This is a genomic window from Halobacillus sp. B23F22_5 (assembly GCF_043497085.1).
Classification (GTDB): Bacteria; Bacillota; Bacilli; order Bacillales; family Halobacillaceae; genus Thalassobacillus.
On the sequence record NZ_JBIEKI010000005.1, the window covers coordinates 131,710 to 151,465 of the forward strand.

Here is a 19,756-nt window from a genome sequence, read left to right on the forward strand (position 1 = left end):
TACTTCCCTGTTAATTTTACGGTTTTTATTGGAGTTATAGGAAAATCAGGGAAAACATCGTTTCAAGCAAAAGAAAAAAGAGCTTGGATACCAAGCTCTCAGGCTGCCGAGAAAGTCTCTCCAGCTTCTATTCTTTTTCCGATATTTAATAGATCTCCACATTAAATAAGCTTGCAGAAAAACCAAGGGGTTTTTCTGCAAGCTGAGTGCTTTGATACCAGGCGCTTTATATGAGATTACTTCTCGAGGATTATTTTATTTTATAGACTCTTGCTTCATAAGGCTTGAATGTTGCAGACATTAAACCTTCCTCTGGATCAATGTTATAGTTGCTGATCAAAAGCTCTGCCTCTTGGTCCTGTAGATCTTCCGGCAGTTCCAAAACAGTCTCTTCTTCAAAAAGATTCGTGAAAACAAGGATCTTTTCATCTTCTAAAGTACGAGAATAGGCATAAATACTATCGTGCTCTTCCAATACAAGGTCATAGCTGCCATATATAAGAACGTCACTGCCTTTTCTCAAATCAATCAGCTGCTTATAGTAATGATAGATAGAGTTTGGATCCTCCATCCCTTTTTGCACATTGATTTCCGTGTAGTTCGGGTTCAGCTTCAGCCATGGTTTCCCTGTTGTAAAACCACCATTCTCGGTATCATCCCATTGCATCGGCGTCCGGGAATTGTCTCGGCCATTTTTCCAGATGACTTCCATGATTTCTTCATGGGACTTGCCGGCCTCCAATTCGCTGTAGTACATATTCTTAATGGCGACGTCATCATAGTCATTAATAGAGTCAAACTTTGCATTGGTCATTCCGATTTCCTGCCCCTGATAGATGAACGGCGTCCCTTGCATTAAAAAATACAGCGTCGCCAGACTTTTTGCCGACTTATTTAAATATTCCTTGTCGTTCCCCCAGGTAGAAACCGATCTTGGCTGGTCGTGGTTTTCCAGGAATAAGGCGTTCCAACCTCTTCCTTCCAGCCCCTTCTGCCACTTGGTCAATGTCTTTTTTAAAGCGTGAATATCGAGTTTGCCATCTGTGCTTTTGCCCCAAAGGTCCAAATGCTCGAATTGAAAAATCATATTAAACTTGCCATTTTCTTCGCCGACCCATTCTTCAGCCTGCTCGACTTTGACACCATTTGCTTCTCCAACGGTCATGATGTCGTAATTGTCGAACGTCTTTTCTTTCAATTCCTCCAGGAAAACCTGAATGCCTTCTCGGTTCATATGACCTTCAAAGGAAGGGACATACTTCTTGTTTTCTGGATTGGGCAAATCCGGAAAACCCGGGATTTTTTTAATATGGGAAATCGCATCAATACGGAATCCATCAATGCCCTTGTCTAGCCACCAATTAACCATTTCATAAAGGTTTTCGCGGACTTCCGGGTTCTCCCAATTCAAATCCGGCTGTTTTCGGGAAAACACATGCATATAATACTCTTTTGTCTTCGGATCAAATTCCCATGCTGACCCGCCAAAAATAGATTCCCAGTTGTTCGGCTCCTTGCCATCTTTCCCAGGATGCCAAATGTAATAATCACGGTATGGGTTATCTTTGGAAGATCGGGATTCGATAAACCACGGATGTTCATCGGAGGTATGGTTGATGACGAGATCCATGATCAGTCGCATGCCGCGCTTATGCACTTCCTTCAACAGCTGATCAAAATCAGCCATCTTCCCGAATTCCTCCATGATGCCTTTATAATCACTGATATCATAACCATTGTCATCATTCGGAGAGCTGTAGATCGGGCAAATCCAAATCACGTCAATACCAAGTTCCTTCAGATAGTCCAGCTTGGATATGACACCTTGTATATCACCGATTCCATCCCCGTTCGAATCCATGAAACTGCGAGGATAAATTTGATATGCTACTGCTTCTTTCCACCATTTCCTGCTCATAATAGCCTGCTCCTAACCTGTTGTCGTTTTAATATATAGTTTATGTGCAATCGATTGCACAAATAGACAAAAAAATAACAAGGCCAAAAAGCGACCTTTACTGATTCTCTGTATTTATCGTATAATTGCTGCTATCTATTGTCAAGCGGTAATTGAAATCGATTACAACTCCCTTGCTGTGCTGTTTATACTATACTTGTATATCTCCATTTTTCTGGTATTATATAGAAGATTAATCTTAGCATCTTCTTCAGATAGAAGTCATAATTAAAGGAGTAATTTTGATGGAGAAGGAATTCAAATATATCGGTGAAAAGATCGTAGACAATCGCTATGAGCTGACAGAAACCTTCAACGAAGAAGTCATGAAAGTTTATCCAGAGAATTTCGCTGAAACAGGTATGCCAGAAGCGGAATACTATAAAATACGAGCTGATTTATTCAAGTCATTTGGTGAAGTTCTATATAAAGATGAAAAAGAAGTTCAGCAACAGGTGTATGATTGGGCAGAACTAGCCGCTAAGCGAACCATCGAATATGATGTATCACTGACGCAAGCGCTCCGGGTCATTTCTTTTTTTCAGCCTACCATCTGGGATTTTTTTCAGGAAGAATTAGACCAGCAGCATATCAGTCCAAGAACGGTCATTGAAATCTCTAAAAAAATTGACCGGCTCGTCGATATCGTAACACGCGTATACGGCAGAGTGCATGAGGAACACCAACAGATGATTGCCGATACTGCTCATAGCGCACTGGAAGAACTGTCAGTTCCTATGGTACCGATTGCTGAAGGCCTTGCCGTTATCCCCCTTGTCGGAGCGATCGATACTCACCGGGCAGCTTTAATCAATGAAATCGCCCTGACAGAGGCCAATCGTCTTGGTCTCGAGGAAGTGATTTTCGATATTTCCGGTGTTCCGGTGTTAGACACCATGGTGAGCAATGAACTATTCACCATCATCAATTCATTGAATCTATTGGGAATCGAAACACGAATAAGCGGTATTCGTCCCCAGATAGCTCAAACCATCACCTCGTTTGGAATTAACTTCAAAGGGATCAAGACATTCGCAAGCCTTCACCAGGCATTGGAAGACTGCGGGATAAAAAAAGTAGAAGTAGACTCTCACTTAAAATAATTGTAGAAGTCCTGATTTAAGGACTTCTTTTTTTTGCTCTTAAAGATACCCCGTCAGCCATTTTTGAATTTTTCTATGTGAAGTGTAATAATATTCAAGGGCTACAAGACTTACAAAGGAGAGATTATTTTGGAAATCACAAACAACCCTGCCCTGCTCTGGTTTGTAGGAGCATATGGGGTAATTATGATCCTGATGGGGATTTACTTTTCACGTAAAATCTCCAACAGCGAAGACTTCATCTTAGCTGGTAAAGGACTGGGAACCATTGTTTTAACCGGAACCTTGCTCGCTACCTGGACAGGAAGCGGAAGCATCTCAGGCGGCGAAACATCCATGGCGTTCAGTTATGGAATTATTCCAGCACTGCTTATGATGGTTCCAACGCTTGTAGGTATTGCTATTTTATATTTAATTGCTCCAAAAATACGAGCGTTCGGTAAGTATACTGTTTCTGGAATTTTAGAAGAAAAATACGGACAAACGGCACGTATGATCGCCAGCATTATCATTATTCTGGCATTTGTAGGAATTGTATCTTATCAAATGACCGGACTAGGCTTTATATTAAACTTAACCACAGGAATATCTGTTGAGACAGGAACGATTATCGGGGCAGTAATGATTATTTTTCTTGCTACAATTGGAGGATTACGTTCGGTTGCCCCGACAGACGCATTAAGTGCCTTTCTCGCTATTGCGGCTCTATTCATTACACTTCCAACTATCATCGTAATTGCAGGAGGCTGGGATACCATAACTTCCAATGTTCCTGCCGAGCACTTGACTGCTACGAGCACCCTCAGTAATGTGCAGCTACTAGGTTTCTTGTTACCTTCGCTCTTCTTATTATTAGGTGATCAAAACATGTATCAAAGGCTGGCCTCTTCAAGCGGAGATAAATCATCGAAGAAAGCACAAATCGGATGGTTAATCGGTATGATTCTAATTTCTCCATCTATTTCCTTCATAGCCTTTGCATCACGTTCGATGTTTCCTGACATCGACCCTGGTATGGCATTGATGGCAACTACCGTTGTTATGCCTACCGCAGTCGGAGGAATTCTGCTTGCAGCTGCTACGGCCTTCATCGTAACTACCGGCAACTCTTATTTATTATCTGCCGCTACTAACGTGACGTATGACATTGTTGGCAAGTATATTAAAAAAGACGCCTCGGATCGTGAGTTATTAAAGATGACGAAACTCTTTATCGTTATTCTCGGTGTCTTTGCCTATATTTTAATCAGCTTCTTCCCTACCGTCCTCGAAGTACAAATGTATGCGTACACAGTATACGGAGCAGGACTTACGCCAGCATTATTAGCCGTATTCTTCTGGAAACGGGTGAATGTTGCAGGTGGTGTATCGTCGATGGTTGCCGGGGTATTGACTACGCTTATATGGGAAATTCCTTTAGCTAAACCATTCGAATTAAATAGTGTAATCATTGCCCTTCCAATTGCAGTTATAGTATTAATTGTAGTTACGTTAGCTACTTCTAAAAATAAACCTGCATAAATAGAAATAACATTAACCCAGGCCTGGGAAAAAAACAGGCCTGGGTTTTTATCACCTTTTATTCAGAAAATTCTTATTTAAAATGTTAATATCATTGCCCTCATTAAATTACGTCGCTATAATAAATATATTATTCTTTTTTCGAGGGAGGAACTTGGTTTGCCTATCAATATCCCGAAAGACTTGCCAGCAGGAGAAATTCTTTCAGAAGAAAACATTTTTACGATGGACGAAGAACGGGCGAAAACCCAGGATATCCGTCCTTTGAACATACTGATTTTGAACCTGATGCCAGAAAAAGAACGGACAGAGACTCAACTGTTGCGGCTCCTCAGTAACTCTCCGCTTCAGGTAAATGTCGAGTTTTTACATACTGCTACGTATGAATCTAAAAATGTCAGCAAGTCACACTTGCAGCAGTTCTATAAAAGCTTCAGTGATATCAAACACCAGCGTTTTGACGGCATGATCGTGACCGGTGCGCCGATTGAGCAACTGCCATTCGAAGAGGTGGTATACTGGGAAGAACTTACGGAGATCATGGAATGGACGAAAGATCACGTCACTTCCGTCATGCATATTTGCTGGGGGGCCCAAGCCGCACTTTATCATCATTACGGCATTGGTAAATATGAATTGCCAAAGAAACTGACAGGCGTTTTCAAGCACCGCTTGCTGCAGGAAAATATTAAGCTGGCGCGAGGCAGTGATGATGAATTTGTAGTACCACACTCCCGTTATACCAGTGTTTCTGAAGAAGAAATCCTGGCACACGATGACCTGATCCTTTTATCTTCTTCAGAGAAAACCGGGCCGTGTACCATCCTTTCTAAGGATCAGAAACACGTAATGATCACCGGCCACATCGAGTATGACGCTGAAACACTGGCAGACGAATACCACAGGGATACAAATAGAGGACTCGATCCTCATGTACCAGTTGATTATTTCCCAGACAATGACCCGGAGCAAAAGCCTTTGAACCGCTGGCGTTCTCATGCTTATCTGATGTTTTATAACTGGTTGAACTACTATGTATATCAGGAGACGCCGTTCGCCTGGAAATAACAGAGAAATTTTTCAAAAAAATAGATAGACGACGCAGCAGAAATAGATTATTATAAATATACAGATTCGAGTTTCATAAAAACCGAATAAAACTCCAAAGGGGAGTAGCTGACAGTTATGTCGCCAATACGTGATTCTTGATCACCGGCTTAACTGGCAACATTACGTTGTTTGCGAGACCTTTGCCAAAATGGTAAAGGTATATCCATGGACTTCACAAAACCTTTACCACATTGCTGGTAAAGGTTTTTTTATGCCTATAAGGAGGAGAACAGCATCTAATCATTTAAGTCTATCATGTCAGAAACACGGGTAATCAAAGTAAAACGTCACTTCTATTAACCTTAACTCTAGGAGGTAACTCTAAATGATTACGAAAGTATTAAGTAAGCTGAAAATCGGTTCACCTAAAGTGGATTTGGTCTTAAATACAAAAGAGATCACCCCCGGCAGCAGTATCTCCGGTTCCTTTCACTTATATGGCGGCTGGATTAGACAAAGGGTCAACCGTCTGGAATGCGATTTAGTGAAAGAACAAGCCGATAAAAAGACCGAATTCATTGAGCCAGTAACCACCGTATTAATGACAAAGACAATTGAAGCAAACGATAAAACGGTAATTCCCTTTCACTATCAGCTGCCTGAAGAACTCCCTCCGACTACAGAGGGCATAACCTACCGCTTACAGACAAAGATTGTCTTTAAAGATGATATAAGAAGCTTTGATCACGACGAAATCGTCGTTACTAATTAAAAATAACTATAATGAAGGAGAACATGAATTGGACATTTCTTTATTAATGGAATATGGATGGGTATTACTGATTCTCATTGGTCTGGAAGGTATTTTGGCAGCAGATAACGCGCTCGTTATCGCTACCATGGTATAACACCTTCCGGAAGAAAAAAGAAAGAAAGCATTATTTTACGGATTAGCTGGAGCATTTGTATTCCGTTTCGGATCTTTGTTCATCATTTCTTATCTCGTGCACATTTGGCAGGTTCAGGCGATCGGGGCTCTCTACTTGTTCGGCATCGCTGTCTATCACCTCTTAAAAAAGCATGTATTAAAGCCGAAGCAAAAAGCAGTAAAGGAAGCGAAAAAGGGATCAGGATTCTGGGCAACCGTCATCAAAGTGGAACTGGCAGACATCGCATTTGCCGTCGATTCTATTCTCGCCGCTGTCGCCTTAGCTGTTACATTGCCAATGACCAGCATGCCTGAAATCGGGGGAATGGATGGCGGCCACTTCGCTGTCATCCTTGCCGGAGGCATCATCGGACTTGTTATCATGCGATTTGCAGCCAGCTACTTTGTCGGACTGCTCGACCGCAGACCAGGTCTCGAAACTGCTGCCTATCTGATTGTCGCCTGGGTCGGAGTCAAGCTAGCCGTTTATACCCTGGCGCACCCGGAGCTCGCCATACTGGCCGAAGGCTTTGCAAAAAGTGCCGGCTGGAAAATCACCTTCTGGTCCGTCCTTCTTTCTATAGGTGTTGGTGGCTGGTTCTTATCAAAAGAGAAGCCACAGCAAGTGGTAGAGAGAAAGTCTGTTGTACAAAGTTAAGTTGAAAAGCTGCTGGAATTTCAGCAGCTTTCTTGTGTACTAAATTGTATCCCGATTTATAAATAGCGAACGTAACCACTGTAAAGATTTATCTTTTAAATTAGACACATACTCTTGCCCACGCCCGGTAGATTGCACAAAACAAAACTCTGTATTATCCGGGCACAAAAGCCATCGTTCTTCTAATTTCTTATCTACATTCAAATAAGTCGGACGATATTCATCCTCGTTAAAAAAGGAAGGAACTTTCCATATACTAGGCTTATTTTTGTGTAATTCTGATGACAGCAACAGCTCATTTGTTAGTTTGGGAAAATACCCACATCCCGGAATAGCCATATCATCGAACAATTTATCAGCAGCTAAGTAAAGCGTATTATTTTCCCGCCTCAGAAAGTCTTCATCAGAACCATGAGGATGCTCTTCTCTAACGGAGGCCGGCAACTCATCCTTGTTGCTCTTATTAATCACTTTCCCCACCTTTAACCATCCATATATATAGTAGGCGCCTTCCGTCCAGGCACCTCTTGGATCTAGAGGGTGAACCCGGTTCTTCATAGGTTTAAATCTACTGAAGAATAAAAAAATACTCCCTTCTTTCACATGATGATTCCTAAGATGCCCAGCAGCAGATTCAGATTGACCAAACGCCCCAAAAGCTGGTCCATTAGTCAACCATGGACTCTTTCCTAACACAGGATCGTAATGGGCAATAGCATCATTAATGATTTTCAGGGTTTTACGGCTATATCCCATTAATGGATCTTCGATAAGTTCTCTTAGGTTTTTGGCTTCCATTCCTTCAAGATAATTATCTTCAAGTAAAAGCTCATCATATTTATATCCTTTACTTTGTTCTTTATCTTCAGGGATAGGTAAAACGATATAGTTTCCAGTCTTAGGATCATAAGGTGAGTATCCATATCCAGAAGAAGAGTCAAAACCTTTTCTACTAAGAATTAACTTATCCATTTAAGCCCTCCTTTTGTTAAGAGAAAAAATGACCTAAATCTTTTTTAATGAAACTTATTTGTGGCCATTACCCTTTAATTACCCTCTTCTCAATTTTCTCTGTTACCTTAACCATATTCTTCGTCATAAATCTCACTTGCTCCCCAAATCGAATATATTTATATCCATCCACTTCCGGTGTCTCTTTTTCAGTATAACGATGGATGAAAAAAGATGAACAGCTCATCTTATCCGTGTCTGGAAGTTCTTCCACTTTCCATAAGAATAGATGAAGATTCTTCTTGGGGTTATACTCAAACACCCCTAAATCGACCAAATGATCTGCCGGAACATCCAGACTTGTCTCTTCCTTCGCTTCCCGAATACATGTCTCTTTTGGATTTTCGGCTCCTCCTACCTCTCCTTTAGGCAAATCATAGAACCAATTTCCGGTTGAATGGCATCCCAGGAACTTTTCTCCGTCTGTCAAAATAAGCCCTGCGGATAGCTTTTTCATTGTAATCACCTGCTTACGTCAAGATTTCTTTAAGAAATAGTATTCCCTCTTATAAGGAAATCAAAAAACCTATCTCATGGCCTATAAGCAGGCATTTGAGATAGGTTTTACAGATTAATTGTTTAATAGTTTTTCTAAATGACGAACCGTCGGAGTAAGGTTAGCCAGGAAGTATGCTTCTTTCAACCGTCTGGCAGGATTGCTTTTTTGCAGATAAGCCGCTCCTCCATTATGAAGCATATCCGCCTGGACGGCTGTCAGTGCCAGCTTGGCTACGGCTAACCGGACTTTAAGAATATCCACCCATTCCTGTGTAGCGATCAATGTGTATAATTTATTGCGGAGATACGAATGTTGTTCGGCAAGCTCGTCGGCTTGAACGGTCAAATGACAATTCGCGCCGCCTTGTTTCTTAGATGCTTTTCGAATTGAATCGATTGAAGCTTCAATAATCCCCAACCCTAAAGGAACCTGGTAGAGCACGAAATACGGACGGATAGTTTGGATAAATTGTTGGGCTTCTGTAGAGATAATCCAATTTTCAGGAATAAAAACATCGTTAAATTGGCAGGCGAATGTGGCACTGCCGTTCACCCCTAAATAATCCGCCTTCTCCTTCAGTCGTAACCCTTCAACATCACATGGGACAAAGGCCATGAGATGCTGTTCGGAATCCATATTCGCTACTACCCCGAACCAATGATTTTCGCCCAAGTTTGAAACAGAAGGAAGATTACCGTTTAAGATGTATCCACCTTCTGCAGGCTTTGCCTGTAAATGGAGTGGTTCCAGTCCAGCATAGTTTTTCATCGGGTTCGACAATCCTGTGCCCCCAAGCGTTACCCCATTTTCCAGCTGACTAAGCAGCTTCCTTTTCAGCCATTTATTCTCGCAGCAGCGAAGATAGGTTAATGCAGCAAGGTGGCACCATAGATTGAACCCCGTGGTCATACATGTTTTCGATGTTTCCTCGACCAATTTCATTTCATTATAGACGATATTGTTTTCAATGTGTCCTGAAGATTGGAACAGACCAGACTTGCCAAGATCCAGTAGATACTCCTCCGCATAATAAGCTTCAATATCCACTTTCTTGACATTTGGCTTTAGTTTTTCTTTGATTAATGGGGCTATCCTATTATGTTGATCCGCATTCCCTTCCGTTATCATAGTCGGTCAGCGCCCCTTTCTTTAAACTAATCCGTAGTTAATCGTTGTTGATTTCAGTAATCGAATCGAGCGGAGTATTCACTGCTTCTCTAGCACGTTTTACCGCATCTTCATCTGGTGCGTCATAGAAGCAGAGGCACTTCGTCATGTCTTCACAAACATACGTCCTCGAGAAGGAAACCTCCGGTACTTCCGCATAGTGGACGGAATTCTTTTTCTTGCGTGCCAGATATTGATCCATGGTCAAATCCTCAGGAAGATTCCACTCGACGAGGTAATTGACTTTATCTGTTTGCTGTTTCACTTCTTCGAGGTCTTTACCGACAATCCGTACTTCTTTGATCAGATCGATCGTTACCCCTTCTTCTTGTAATGCGCTCTCTAAAGTCTCGTTACCTTCTGCTTCAAAAATGAAAAATACTCTTTCAAAATCTTTGGATACTTGAACTTCAATGAGGTTTACTTCCTTCGCCTCTAACTGTTCTTTCAAGGTTTCAACTGAACTTTCAAATTGTGCTTTGTCAGTGATTTTTTCTTTCAAAGTCGATTCAACTAAAAATAATGCCATTTTATACCCTCTCCTTTTAAAAATAATAATTCCGATAAACTTAATCAACTTTAATCTTAATGTTAGTTTATGCTACTAAGTTCAAAAAATCAACCTAGTATTGCAAAAAAATTATGTTATCATCAAATTATGGTAAAAATGATGGAGGGAATAACGTGAAAGCTACTTATGATTTACCTTGCAATATAGCACAAACCTTAAACATTATCGGCGATCGTTGGACGCTTTTGATCGTTCATGAAATATTGGCCGGCAATAATACCTTCAGTGAGATCAAAAAAGCGTTAAATGGCATATCATCAAACTTGCTGTCAGATCGCCTGAAATATTTAGAAGAAAGCGGTCTTGTCGCTTCCTCTCTGTACAGCGATCATCCCCCTCGTTACGCTTATACTTTGACAGATAGCGGAAAAGATTTAGAGGATGTCTTCAACGCTATTATTCTTTGGGGGAGACAGCATCTGGATAAATGTTATAAGAAAATCATCCACAATAAGTGTAACCATGAAGTCGACATCACGTACTACTGCTCTCATTGTAATGAGAATGTTGATGAACTTTCCGTAGTGGAAGTAGATTAAAGACAGGGGGTGACCCTGTCTTTTTTCATTTTTTCAGTCGTTCGGTACGATGCCCCACTGTTTTTCAATCCATCTTTCAAACAAACGGATTGCTTTATCCAGCAAAAGCCCACATACACCGATGAAAATAATTCCGGCAAGAACTAGATCCAGCCGGAGCAAGTTACGAGCATCTACTATTAGGTATCCAAGTCCCGATTGTGCTCCTACCATTTCACCAGAAACGAGAAAAATCCAGGCGGTTCCAAGTCCGATATGAAGCCCGTTGGCGATGGCTGGAAACGCTGCCGGGAAAATGATTTTCGTCATCAGCTGCGGCTGCTTGATCTCTAGATTCCTAGCCAGCTTCATGTAAGTTACATCCACCTTTTTAACTCCGGAGACAGTTGATAAAAGAACGGGAAAGAATGCAGCAATAAAAATGATGACAATCGCTGGAGCACTCCCTATACCGAACCATAGAACGATGAACGGTGACCAGGCAATCGGTGCTACTGGTCTTAACACTTGGACAATCGGATCGACAATATCCCATAGCTTCGTCATCCTTCCCAGCAGCAAGCCGAGCAGTACAGCTACGATGACAGCGGAAAGGTACCCGGACAAAAAGCGGAACATACTTACCTTCAGGTGTTCAAAAAATGTACCATCCGCAATCAAGGAAACGATCCCCTCCGCTACCATTAACGGCGGAGGTAATAATGCTTCCTCGAAATCAAACAGCATGGTTGTCAATTGCCAGGTTACTATAATGATGCTTATGCCTATGAAAATATTAGTAGTTTTCCTTAGTATTTTCATTCAATCACTTCGCCTTGTCTATGAATGTATTATCTACAAATTCTTCATAAGAAGGAGGGTTTTCCGACAACCCCATTTCCTGAAGGTAGTTGCTTAACTTCTGGTAAGAATCTTCTGGTATCCTCAAATCGTCATATGAAATCCATTTCAAGGATAAGTCCATAACTTCTTCATTCACTTTCATATATTCAGAGGAAATGTCATGGACATCCTGGTCTTTCTTCTCCGCAGCTTTCCCTGCATCAACATAGCTGTTTATAAACTCCTGGACTAGTTCCTTGTCTTTTTCGATAAAATCATTGTGCAAAATCAAAGCACAATCGACAGAATCCGTCCATATTTCGTCGGATTGATAAAGTACTTTTCCTTTACCTAACACGACAGACTGGGCACCGAAAGGCTCTGCTACTACATATCCTGCAATCCTTCCTTCCGATAGCGCTGCTGGCATTTCAGCTGGAGGCATCTCCACGGCATTCACGTCTTCGTAGCTCATCCCCTCTTTTTTAAGCATTTGATACAACAGAATATTATGTGTGGAAAATTTGTGAGGAATAGCGAACGTTTCCCCTTTCAGATCCTGGGCACTTTCTATGTCATTACCTGTAACAAGTACATTTCCATCCCTGTGTCCTAACGCCACTGCTTTCAAGTCGATTCCTTGTTCTTTCGCTTTCATCGCAACGGTAACTAAGGCAGAGGCACCATCAATTTTTCTGGTATTCAATGCGTCCATCAAATCAGGCCATGATGGAAACTTGATCAGTTCAATATTAAAGTTTTTCTCGTGTTCTTCCGTCAAATGCTTTTCCATATATAATGGGACAGCATGCGTGATTGGCAAGTACCCAAGCTTAATGGTAGGTTTTCCATCCCCACTTGTTTCTGAACCTGAGCCGCAAGCACTCAACAGTAAAATAAAGGCAGCAAATGTTGCAACCCACAACAGTTTTTTTATTAACATTATGATCAGTCCTCCAATAATTTCGTTAAATGTTGTATTCCAAAGGAGGAGTGGAACTGCTCAGTTGGAATTCTTCAAGAATCAATTTCCGGAAATATTGAAAGTCTCTCCCGCTTCTATCCCTTGGCTTATAAGCATTGATGGTAACTTCCCGTTGGATATTACCGGACTCGGTACTCATGATGAAAACCCGGTCTGCTAAATAAATAGCTTCATCGATATCGTGTGTTACTAACAAGATGGTGGTCTTAGACTCTCTTTGTATTTTCAATAATTCGTCTTGTAAATAATAGCGGTTGAATGTATCCAGTGCCCCGAATGGTTCATCCATCAAAAGCAATTCCGGCTCGATGGCCAGTGCCCGGGCAATAGCCACTCGCTGCTGCATTCCACCTGATAACTGATGAGGGAAACGGTCCCATTTATCCTCGAGACCAACCATTCGGAGATAGTGGAGAGCTCTGTCTTTTCGTTCTGCTGAGGATAAACTTGTGTCTTCCAAACCTAATTCCACATTTTTTTGAACCGATCTCCAGGGCAATAGCCCGTAATTCTGGAATAGCATGACACTTCTCCTGCTGGGACTGGTCACTTCCTCCCCTTCAAAAAGGACACTCCCTTCATCGGGGGGTTCAAACCCTCCAATTACATTAAGCAGTGTACTTTTCCCACAGCCGCTTTGCCCGATGATCGCTATTGTTTCCCCTCTTGTAATATCAACATTGATATCCTTTAGTACTTCTTCCGTCCGTCCTTTATTTACAAAATTTTTGGTTAATCCTCTGATTTGAATAGCCTGTTCAATCAATTTGACACCCCCAATTCCTCTAATTCGTATAAAAATAGTAGGTTTTAATCTTGTAAGTTATTCTATAATACTTTGTATAAAAAAACAACTGGCTTAGCCAGTTAAAATTTCACTCATTTTCTTACATCCAGAAGTTATCCATCGAGGATTCCAGATGTTTCTTTTTAGGAGTGACGATTTTCAGGGTACCGTTCTGATAAGTTATTGTTGTCTCATTGTCTGCAATGATGAACGGCAATGTCACCGAGCGTTCCGCTTTTTGCATCGACTGTTCTTTATAATAATGGTTACTGTTTTCATCAATCGTTTCTGTGATTTCTTTTTTCTCCGCAGAAATCCATATTTGGTTCCCTGAGATATCAACTTTTATTTGGTCTTTGTTGTAACCAGCCAGCTGTGCTTCTACCACTACTTCAGAGGACGTTTCACTGATATCGATCGGAATTGTTGCATGATTGTATAATGGTCTTAACTGTTGCATGGATTTATCAAAAAAGTTCTCGACGGATCTTAGGACTTCATAAAATGAGTCATCAAAGATATTAGGCAGGCTGTTTTTCTTTCTGGAAGCCAATGGTGTCCACCCCTTTCATTTACTCACTACAATCTATGTGAAATGGGCAAAAGTGTAATGGGCTCCCAGCAAAATTGGGCGTTATTAAAGAACAAAAGCGCAAGCGCCTTGCTAGAAATGACGTTCGACTAAAAACGGCACGTCCTCAAAAAAGACTTTGTCTTTTTCTGCGAAGTACATTCTAAGAAGTAGTTCTAGTGTGCCAACGTCGAACTGACCTGCATCCTCGAAAAAGGAAAACACTTTTTCTTCGTGCGATGTAATTCTAAGGATCTTTCCTTGTCCTGCAGGCCTCCGACAAGCTTAAGTCAAGCCTCGCCGTGACGTTTTTTGTACTTTCATTCCAATTAAGTTTCATAAAGGTTTAAAGTATAAGTAAAACTAAGGCTTTCGCCATACACCATTGGCGATAAGCCGAGTTTTCCTAATCACAGAGAGGATTGACTTAAGACCTCGAGGGGGTAGGCGCTGGAGCTGGATGCGGCCCAACGCAAAATGTTATCCACAACCATTATTTTTATAATTTCCTAAACTGCAAAAAGGGACCAAGCCCGAGCTCTTAAGAGCATCGGTTTGGTCCCTTTACAAGGTTCTTACAGGCCAATTGAAATATATTTCGTTTCTAAATATTCTTCAATTCCAAAGTGTCCGCCTTCTCTTCCTAGTCCGCTTTCTTTGAAGCCTCCAAATGGTGCCTGTGCAGCTGATGGAGCCCCGTCGTTCAAACCAACAATACCGTAGTCCAGTTTTTCTGATAGTGTCAAAGCTTTACTAAGATTTTCGGTAAAAAGGTAAGCAGCAAGGCCAAATGGTGTATCGTTGGCCCGTTTGATCGCATCGTCTTCATCTCTGAACGTAGATACTGGCACGACCGGTCCAAAGGTTTCTTCACTCATGCATAGCATCGTATCTTCCGCATTTGTCAATACTGTAGGTTCAATAAAGTAGCCGCTGTCTGATTCAAAACCTTTCCCGCCGACCACAACTTTTGCGCCATTTTTCACAGCATCGTCAATATGCTGGGTCACCTTTTCAAAAGCATCCTGGTCGATAAGCGGTCCGATATCTGTATTTTCATCCAGTCCGTCTCCCACCGTTAATTTCTCGACGGCTGCTTTCAATTTCTCCGTAAACGGATCAAGTATATCTTCATGAACATAGAATCGGTTTGAGCAGATACATGTCTGTCCTGCATTGCGGAATTTAGAAGCAATCGCACCGGCTACCGCCTTATCAAGGTCAGCATCTTTCAGAACAACAAACGGTGCCTGGCCGCCAAGCTCAAGAGAAATCCGTTTCATTGTATCAGCAGATTGTTTCATCAATACCTTTCCTACTTCTGTAGAACCAGTAAAAGACAGCTTGTGGACGCGTGAATCAGATAGCCACACTTCACTGATTGTCCTTGCACTACCGGTGATAATATTGATCAGTCCTGCAGGTGCTCCTGCTTCAATAGCAAGTTCCACCAGTCGAAGTGCTGTCAAAGGTGTTTGACTGGCAGGCTTGATCACTACGGTACATCCTGCAGCAATAGCTGGCGCTACTTTCCTTGTAATCATCGCAGCCGGGAAATTCCATGGAGTGATTGCTGCCATGACACCGACCGGTTGTTTTTGGACAAGAATACGTTTATTGCGCTTCGAAGCCGGGATCGTTTCGCCATAAATCCGCTTCGCTTCTTCGGCGTACCAGGCTACAAAGTCATTTGCATAATTAATTTCTCCTAAGGCTTCTTTCAATGGTTTGCCTTGTTCCTTTGTCATTATTTCTGCTAATTCTTCCTTATGTTGCTCAATCAATTCGTACCAGCGCCAAAGGAATGCTGACCGTTCATTTGCAGTCGTTTCTTTCCATTGATGGAACTGTTCATATGCCGCGTCCACGGCAAGCTTCGCTTCCTTTTCCCCTGCATCCGGGACAGAATCCAGCCGTTCCTGATTGATTGGATTCGTAACATCAAAAGTGGCATCTGTCCTGTAAGGATTACCATTAATAAAATTATCCATTGTATTCCTCCTCGTTATAGTGCTTCTTTTTCTTGTGCAACACTTTCTTCATATTTACCTTTTTTCATATTCATAAAGAAATAAAGTCCTAAGATGGTCCAAGCTGCAAAAAGCAGCCATTCATACGGCCAGATGAGCGCCGCTGGCATGCCTGGCAAGTACAAAGTGATGAAGCCAAAGCTCAAAACCAGTGCCAGATAGCCATAAATCGACGATTTCCCCGCCTGGAATGGACGCTTCATTTCCGGTGCTTTCTTTCTCAGAATGAGAAAAGATAAAGCGACAAAGAAATAAGCGACTACAATTCCCAAACCGCCGGCGTCAACAAACCATACTAACGCTGACCTGCCAAGCAGAGGTGCCAGCATGGATAGGACACCGATAAAGAGAATCCCATTGGATGGGGTGTTATATTTGGGATGTAGTTTACCAAACCATGCCGGAAGCATCCCTGATTCAGCCATGGCGTAAAGCACCCGGCTGCCACCGATAACGAAAGAGTTCCAGCTGGTTATAATTCCAGCCACACCACCGACAATCAATAGCTGAGCAAAGAATTGTGAACCAAACAAAGAGGCGATGGCATCTGCAGTAGCCAGCTCAGAACCGGCAAGTTGTGTCTGATCCAGCCCAAGAGCCACACCCATAGCAATTGCAAGATAAAAGACGACTGCACCCACAACAGAAATGACAAGGAGCTTACCAATTTGTCTCTGTGGTAGTTTAGCTTCTTCCGCCACCTGAGGGATAACATCAAAGCCAACAAATAAGAACGGCACCATAACCAGAACCGTTACCATTCCGCCCATTCCTCCCACAAAGAATGGAGATAGGTTAGCCGGTTCCCCGTGAATACCAGAACCGAAAATTAATAATAGCCCGACTCCGACAATCATCAGCGTAAAGAACGTCTGCATAGCAGCTGCCTGTTTTACTCCAATATAATTAATGATTGTAATAATAAGGGCTCCAATAGAACCGATCAGTACCCAATTCAAATGAACATCCCAACCTGCAATGGTCCATAAATAACCCATCTGGTAGTTTGGCAAAAGGTAGTCAACAACAGTGGGCAAAGCCACCGCTTCAAAAGTGGCTACGGATATGTAACCTAATGTTATCGCCCAGGAAGCAACGAATGACATCTCCCTACCTAACGCCCTGTGGACATAGGCATGCTCCCCGCCAACTTTTGGCATAGCAGAGGCAATCTCAGCATAGTTCAGACCAACAAATACGACGAGCAATCCACCGATTGCAAACGCGATCACCGCCCCCATTGATCCGGCGGATGTAATCCATGCCCCTGACAGAACGACCCAGCCCCAGCCGAGCATGGCCCCGAGAGCCAGGAAAAGTAAATCGAATTTGGATAACACTTTTTTCAATTGTTTCTTTTCCTTCATCGAAACACTCCTTTGTTGTTATACGGAAACTTGGGAATTGTCTTTCCAAATGGTCTTTACAGAACTTTGGATAATTTCCAGCCCTTCTTCCAACTCTTCGTCTGTGATAACCAGCGGCATTAAAAAGCGGATAACGTTGTTATAAACCCCTGCTCCCAGTACCAGCAGTCCTTGTTGTTGAGCGTGGGAAATCATTTGACCTGCCAGTGCTTTATCAGGCTTTTTATTTTCTTTATCGCTGACGATTTCAACAGCAACCATGGCGCCTAACCCTCGAATATCACCGATACAATCGACTTCTTCCGATAACTTATGGAATGTGTCTTTCACTTTGTTGCCAATTTCATCGGCGCGTTGATTCAGTCCTTCTTCCTCGATAATGTCAATAGCAGCAAGCGCAGCACGGCAACCTAATGGATTACCACTATAGGTTCCACCTAATTCACCTGAATTGGCAGCATCCATGATTTCCTGCCTCCCTATGACACCACTGATTGGGGTACCTGCTCCTAATGATTTAGAAACGGTAATAAGGTCAGGCACGATGTCATAATGGTCCATCGCAAAATATTTGCCGGTCCGGCCAAAGCCAGTCTGGATTTCATCTGCGACAAATAAAATGCCGTGCTGATTGCAAAGTTCCCTTACTGCCTGGACAAACCTTTTGTCAGGTACAATGAACCCGCCTTCTCCCTGGACCGGCTCCATGACAACAGCAGCAATCGTCTCTGGCGCCACTTCTTTAATGAGGAAATCGTTGAATTGCTCGATCATGAAATCAACATAAGCCTCTTCGCTCATCTCTTTTGGACGACGATATGCATATGGGAATGGCGCTTTATATACTTCCGGTGCAAATGGACCAAATTCATACTTGTAAGGCTTCACCTTGCTCGTCATGGACATCGTCATCAACGTCCGTCCGTGGAAAGCGTTTGCAAAGGTCACAATTCCCTGACGTCCCGTATACTTTCTGGCGACTTTCACCGCATTTTCCACAGCTTCTGCACCACTGTTCTGAAGAAGCACTTTTTTGTCATGGCTTCCAGGTGATAATTCAGCCAATTTTTCTGCTAACGCTATGTAAGGCTCGTACATCATGACATTGAATCCGGTGTGGATGAATTTATCCACTTGATCGTGAAGCGCTTCTGTCACTTTCGGGTGGCAATGACCAACATTTATCGTACCGATTGCCCCAGCAAAATCGATGAATTTATTGCCATCGACATCGGTCACCTTGGCTCCCTCTGCCTTTGCTGCAAAAGTCGGAATCCCATAACTGACAGCGTCCGGAACAATCTGGTGACGACGCTCCAACAGCTCAGTGGCAAGCGGACCCGGTAAATTTGTTTTAACTGAAGCATGATTTGACATTACAATCTCCCCTTTTCTTAATTAAAAATAGATGTTCGATATGATAAATCTTTTGACAAATCTCCTAAGGTTGACAATAAATGAGATTCTATGGCATTACTCGCTTTGTTGACATCTCTTTTACTAAAAGCTTCCATTATTTTTTTATGTTCAGATGCAGACTTTACCTCATCCATAGGCGTCGAGTAAAATTCATCTTTTAAAATCAAGTAGCCATCCGACCATTGGTTGAGTGTCTCTATCTGCTGCAATAAAAACTTGTTGCCTGAAATTTTAGCCGGATAGGTGTGAATACGCGCGTTCACCTGCATAAAAGCTTCAAAGTCCTTTTCTTTATAGGCATCCAGCTCATCTTCCAATAACTGTTCCATATATGCGATGTCCTTGTCCCCCATATGAGGCACTGCTAATTGAGCAGCATACTTTTCTAACACCACACGCAGATGAAAGACATCCTCTAATTCTTTATTGGAAGGGCTGTATACGATCGCACCCTTATTCGGTACTAATTCAATCAACCCTTCATTTTCTAAACGTTTGAAAGCTGCACGAATCGGAGTACGACTCATCTCCAGCTCTTTACTGACCCAATCCTCTGTCACACGTTGACCAGGATTCAGTTTCTTCAGCATGATCGCACGCTTCACTTTTTCATAAGCCAGCTCTTCGTTATTCTTCTTGTTTTTCATAATTAACCCACCATTGTATGCTCAGATTGTATACAATCTTTCTAAGTTATTTATCATTCTAACGTAACAAATATCATTTTTCTAGTTATTTTTCAGAAAAAATTAATAATTTAGTTAATTCTTA

Annotated in this window: 18 protein-coding genes and 1 pseudogene; 6 read left to right on the plus strand and 13 right to left on the minus strand. The window is 42.1% G+C overall.

Translation table 11 applies throughout. From position 1 onward, the window contains the following. Positions 1-250: 250 nt before the first annotated feature. A complete protein-coding gene (locus ACGTN9_RS09310; protein ID WP_499592124.1) occupies positions 251-1,918 on the minus strand; it encodes a glycoside hydrolase family 13 protein in 1,668 nt (555 codons plus the stop codon). 284 nt (positions 1,919-2,202) lie between these two features. Between ACGTN9_RS09310 and ACGTN9_RS09315 the strand changes: the two genes are divergently transcribed. The 5 genes and pseudogenes from ACGTN9_RS09315 (at position 2,203) to ACGTN9_RS09335 (ending at position 7,217) form a co-directional block, all read left to right on the plus strand. Next, positions 2,203-3,060, plus strand: a complete 858-nt coding sequence (locus ACGTN9_RS09315; RefSeq protein WP_499592126.1) for an STAS domain-containing protein — start codon at positions 2,203-2,205, stop codon at positions 3,058-3,060. A 129-nt stretch (positions 3,061-3,189) separates the two neighbouring features. Further along, positions 3,190-4,581 (plus strand): sodium:solute symporter family protein, encoded by a 1,392-nt coding sequence (locus ACGTN9_RS09320; protein ID WP_499592128.1) that lies wholly within the window; start codon positions 3,190-3,192, stop codon positions 4,579-4,581. A gap of 159 nt (positions 4,582-4,740) precedes the next feature. Next, positions 4,741-5,649, plus strand: a complete 909-nt coding sequence (metA, locus tag ACGTN9_RS09325; RefSeq protein WP_499592130.1) for a homoserine O-acetyltransferase MetA — start codon at positions 4,741-4,743, stop codon at positions 5,647-5,649. A 367-nt stretch (positions 5,650-6,016) separates the two neighbouring features. Further along, positions 6,017-6,403, plus strand: a complete 387-nt coding sequence (locus ACGTN9_RS09330) for a sporulation protein (RefSeq protein ID WP_499592132.1) — start codon at positions 6,017-6,019, stop codon at positions 6,401-6,403. A gap of 28 nt (positions 6,404-6,431) precedes the next feature. Further along, a pseudogene (locus ACGTN9_RS09335) lies at positions 6,432-7,217 on the plus strand (TerC family protein). Between the two features lie 39 nt (positions 7,218-7,256). On the opposite strand, the gene ACGTN9_RS09340 reads toward ACGTN9_RS09335, so the two are convergent. The 4 genes from ACGTN9_RS09340 to ACGTN9_RS09355 form a co-directional block, all read right to left on the minus strand. Continuing rightward, positions 7,257-8,189: an Nmad3 family putative nucleotide modification protein gene (locus ACGTN9_RS09340; RefSeq protein ID WP_499592133.1), complete on the minus strand. Its 933-nt coding sequence runs from the start codon at positions 8,187-8,189 to the stop codon at positions 7,257-7,259. A gap of 67 nt (positions 8,190-8,256) precedes the next feature. Next, a complete protein-coding gene (locus tag ACGTN9_RS09345) occupies positions 8,257-8,685 on the minus strand; it encodes an NUDIX domain-containing protein (protein ID WP_499592135.1) in 429 nt (142 codons plus the stop codon). A gap of 114 nt (positions 8,686-8,799) precedes the next feature. Continuing rightward, positions 8,800-9,855: an acyl-CoA dehydrogenase family protein gene (locus ACGTN9_RS09350; protein WP_499592137.1), complete on the minus strand. Its 1,056-nt coding sequence runs from the start codon at positions 9,853-9,855 to the stop codon at positions 8,800-8,802. A gap of 37 nt (positions 9,856-9,892) precedes the next feature. After that, positions 9,893-10,423 (minus strand): DUF4242 domain-containing protein, encoded by a 531-nt coding sequence (locus tag ACGTN9_RS09355; protein WP_499592139.1) that lies wholly within the window; start codon positions 10,421-10,423, stop codon positions 9,893-9,895. Between the two features lie 155 nt (positions 10,424-10,578). On the opposite strand from ACGTN9_RS09355, the gene ACGTN9_RS09360 reads away from it, so the two are divergent. Beyond that, a complete protein-coding gene (locus ACGTN9_RS09360; RefSeq protein ID WP_499592141.1) occupies positions 10,579-11,004 on the plus strand; it encodes a winged helix-turn-helix transcriptional regulator in 426 nt (141 codons plus the stop codon). A 33-nt stretch (positions 11,005-11,037) separates the two neighbouring features. Here the strand turns inward: ACGTN9_RS09360 and ACGTN9_RS09365 are convergent, their stop codons facing one another. From ACGTN9_RS09365 to ACGTN9_RS09400, 8 genes are all read right to left on the minus strand, one after another. Beyond that, the gene (locus tag ACGTN9_RS09365; RefSeq protein WP_499592143.1) at positions 11,038-11,805 is read right to left on the minus strand and encodes an ABC transporter permease; all 768 of its coding nucleotides are present in this window, start codon (positions 11,803-11,805) and stop codon (positions 11,038-11,040) included. Positions 11,806-11,809: 4 nt separating this feature from the next. Then, on the minus strand, positions 11,810-12,769 hold the full coding sequence (locus tag ACGTN9_RS09370) for an ABC transporter substrate-binding protein (protein ID WP_499592145.1): 960 nt from the start codon (positions 12,767-12,769) through the stop codon (positions 11,810-11,812). A 25-nt stretch (positions 12,770-12,794) separates the two neighbouring features. Then, positions 12,795-13,574: an ABC transporter ATP-binding protein gene (locus ACGTN9_RS09375; protein ID WP_499592436.1), complete on the minus strand. Its 780-nt coding sequence runs from the start codon at positions 13,572-13,574 to the stop codon at positions 12,795-12,797. A gap of 124 nt (positions 13,575-13,698) precedes the next feature. Beyond that, a complete protein-coding gene (locus ACGTN9_RS09380) occupies positions 13,699-14,151 on the minus strand; it encodes an Hsp20/alpha crystallin family protein (protein WP_499592147.1) in 453 nt (150 codons plus the stop codon). Positions 14,152-14,744: 593 nt separating this feature from the next. Further along, the gene (locus ACGTN9_RS09385) at positions 14,745-16,160 is read right to left on the minus strand and encodes an NAD-dependent succinate-semialdehyde dehydrogenase (RefSeq protein WP_499592149.1); all 1,416 of its coding nucleotides are present in this window, start codon (positions 16,158-16,160) and stop codon (positions 14,745-14,747) included. 14 nt (positions 16,161-16,174) lie between these two features. Next, positions 16,175-17,566, minus strand: coding sequence for an APC family permease (locus ACGTN9_RS09390; protein ID WP_499592151.1), 1,392 nt, complete (start codon positions 17,564-17,566; stop codon positions 16,175-16,177). Positions 17,567-17,584: 18 nt separating this feature from the next. Beyond that, a complete protein-coding gene (gene gabT / locus ACGTN9_RS09395; protein WP_499592153.1) occupies positions 17,585-18,943 on the minus strand; it encodes a 4-aminobutyrate--2-oxoglutarate transaminase in 1,359 nt (452 codons plus the stop codon). A gap of 17 nt (positions 18,944-18,960) precedes the next feature. After that, positions 18,961-19,632: a GntR family transcriptional regulator gene (locus tag ACGTN9_RS09400; RefSeq protein WP_499592155.1), complete on the minus strand. Its 672-nt coding sequence runs from the start codon at positions 19,630-19,632 to the stop codon at positions 18,961-18,963. Between the last annotated feature and the right edge of the window lie 124 nt (positions 19,633-19,756).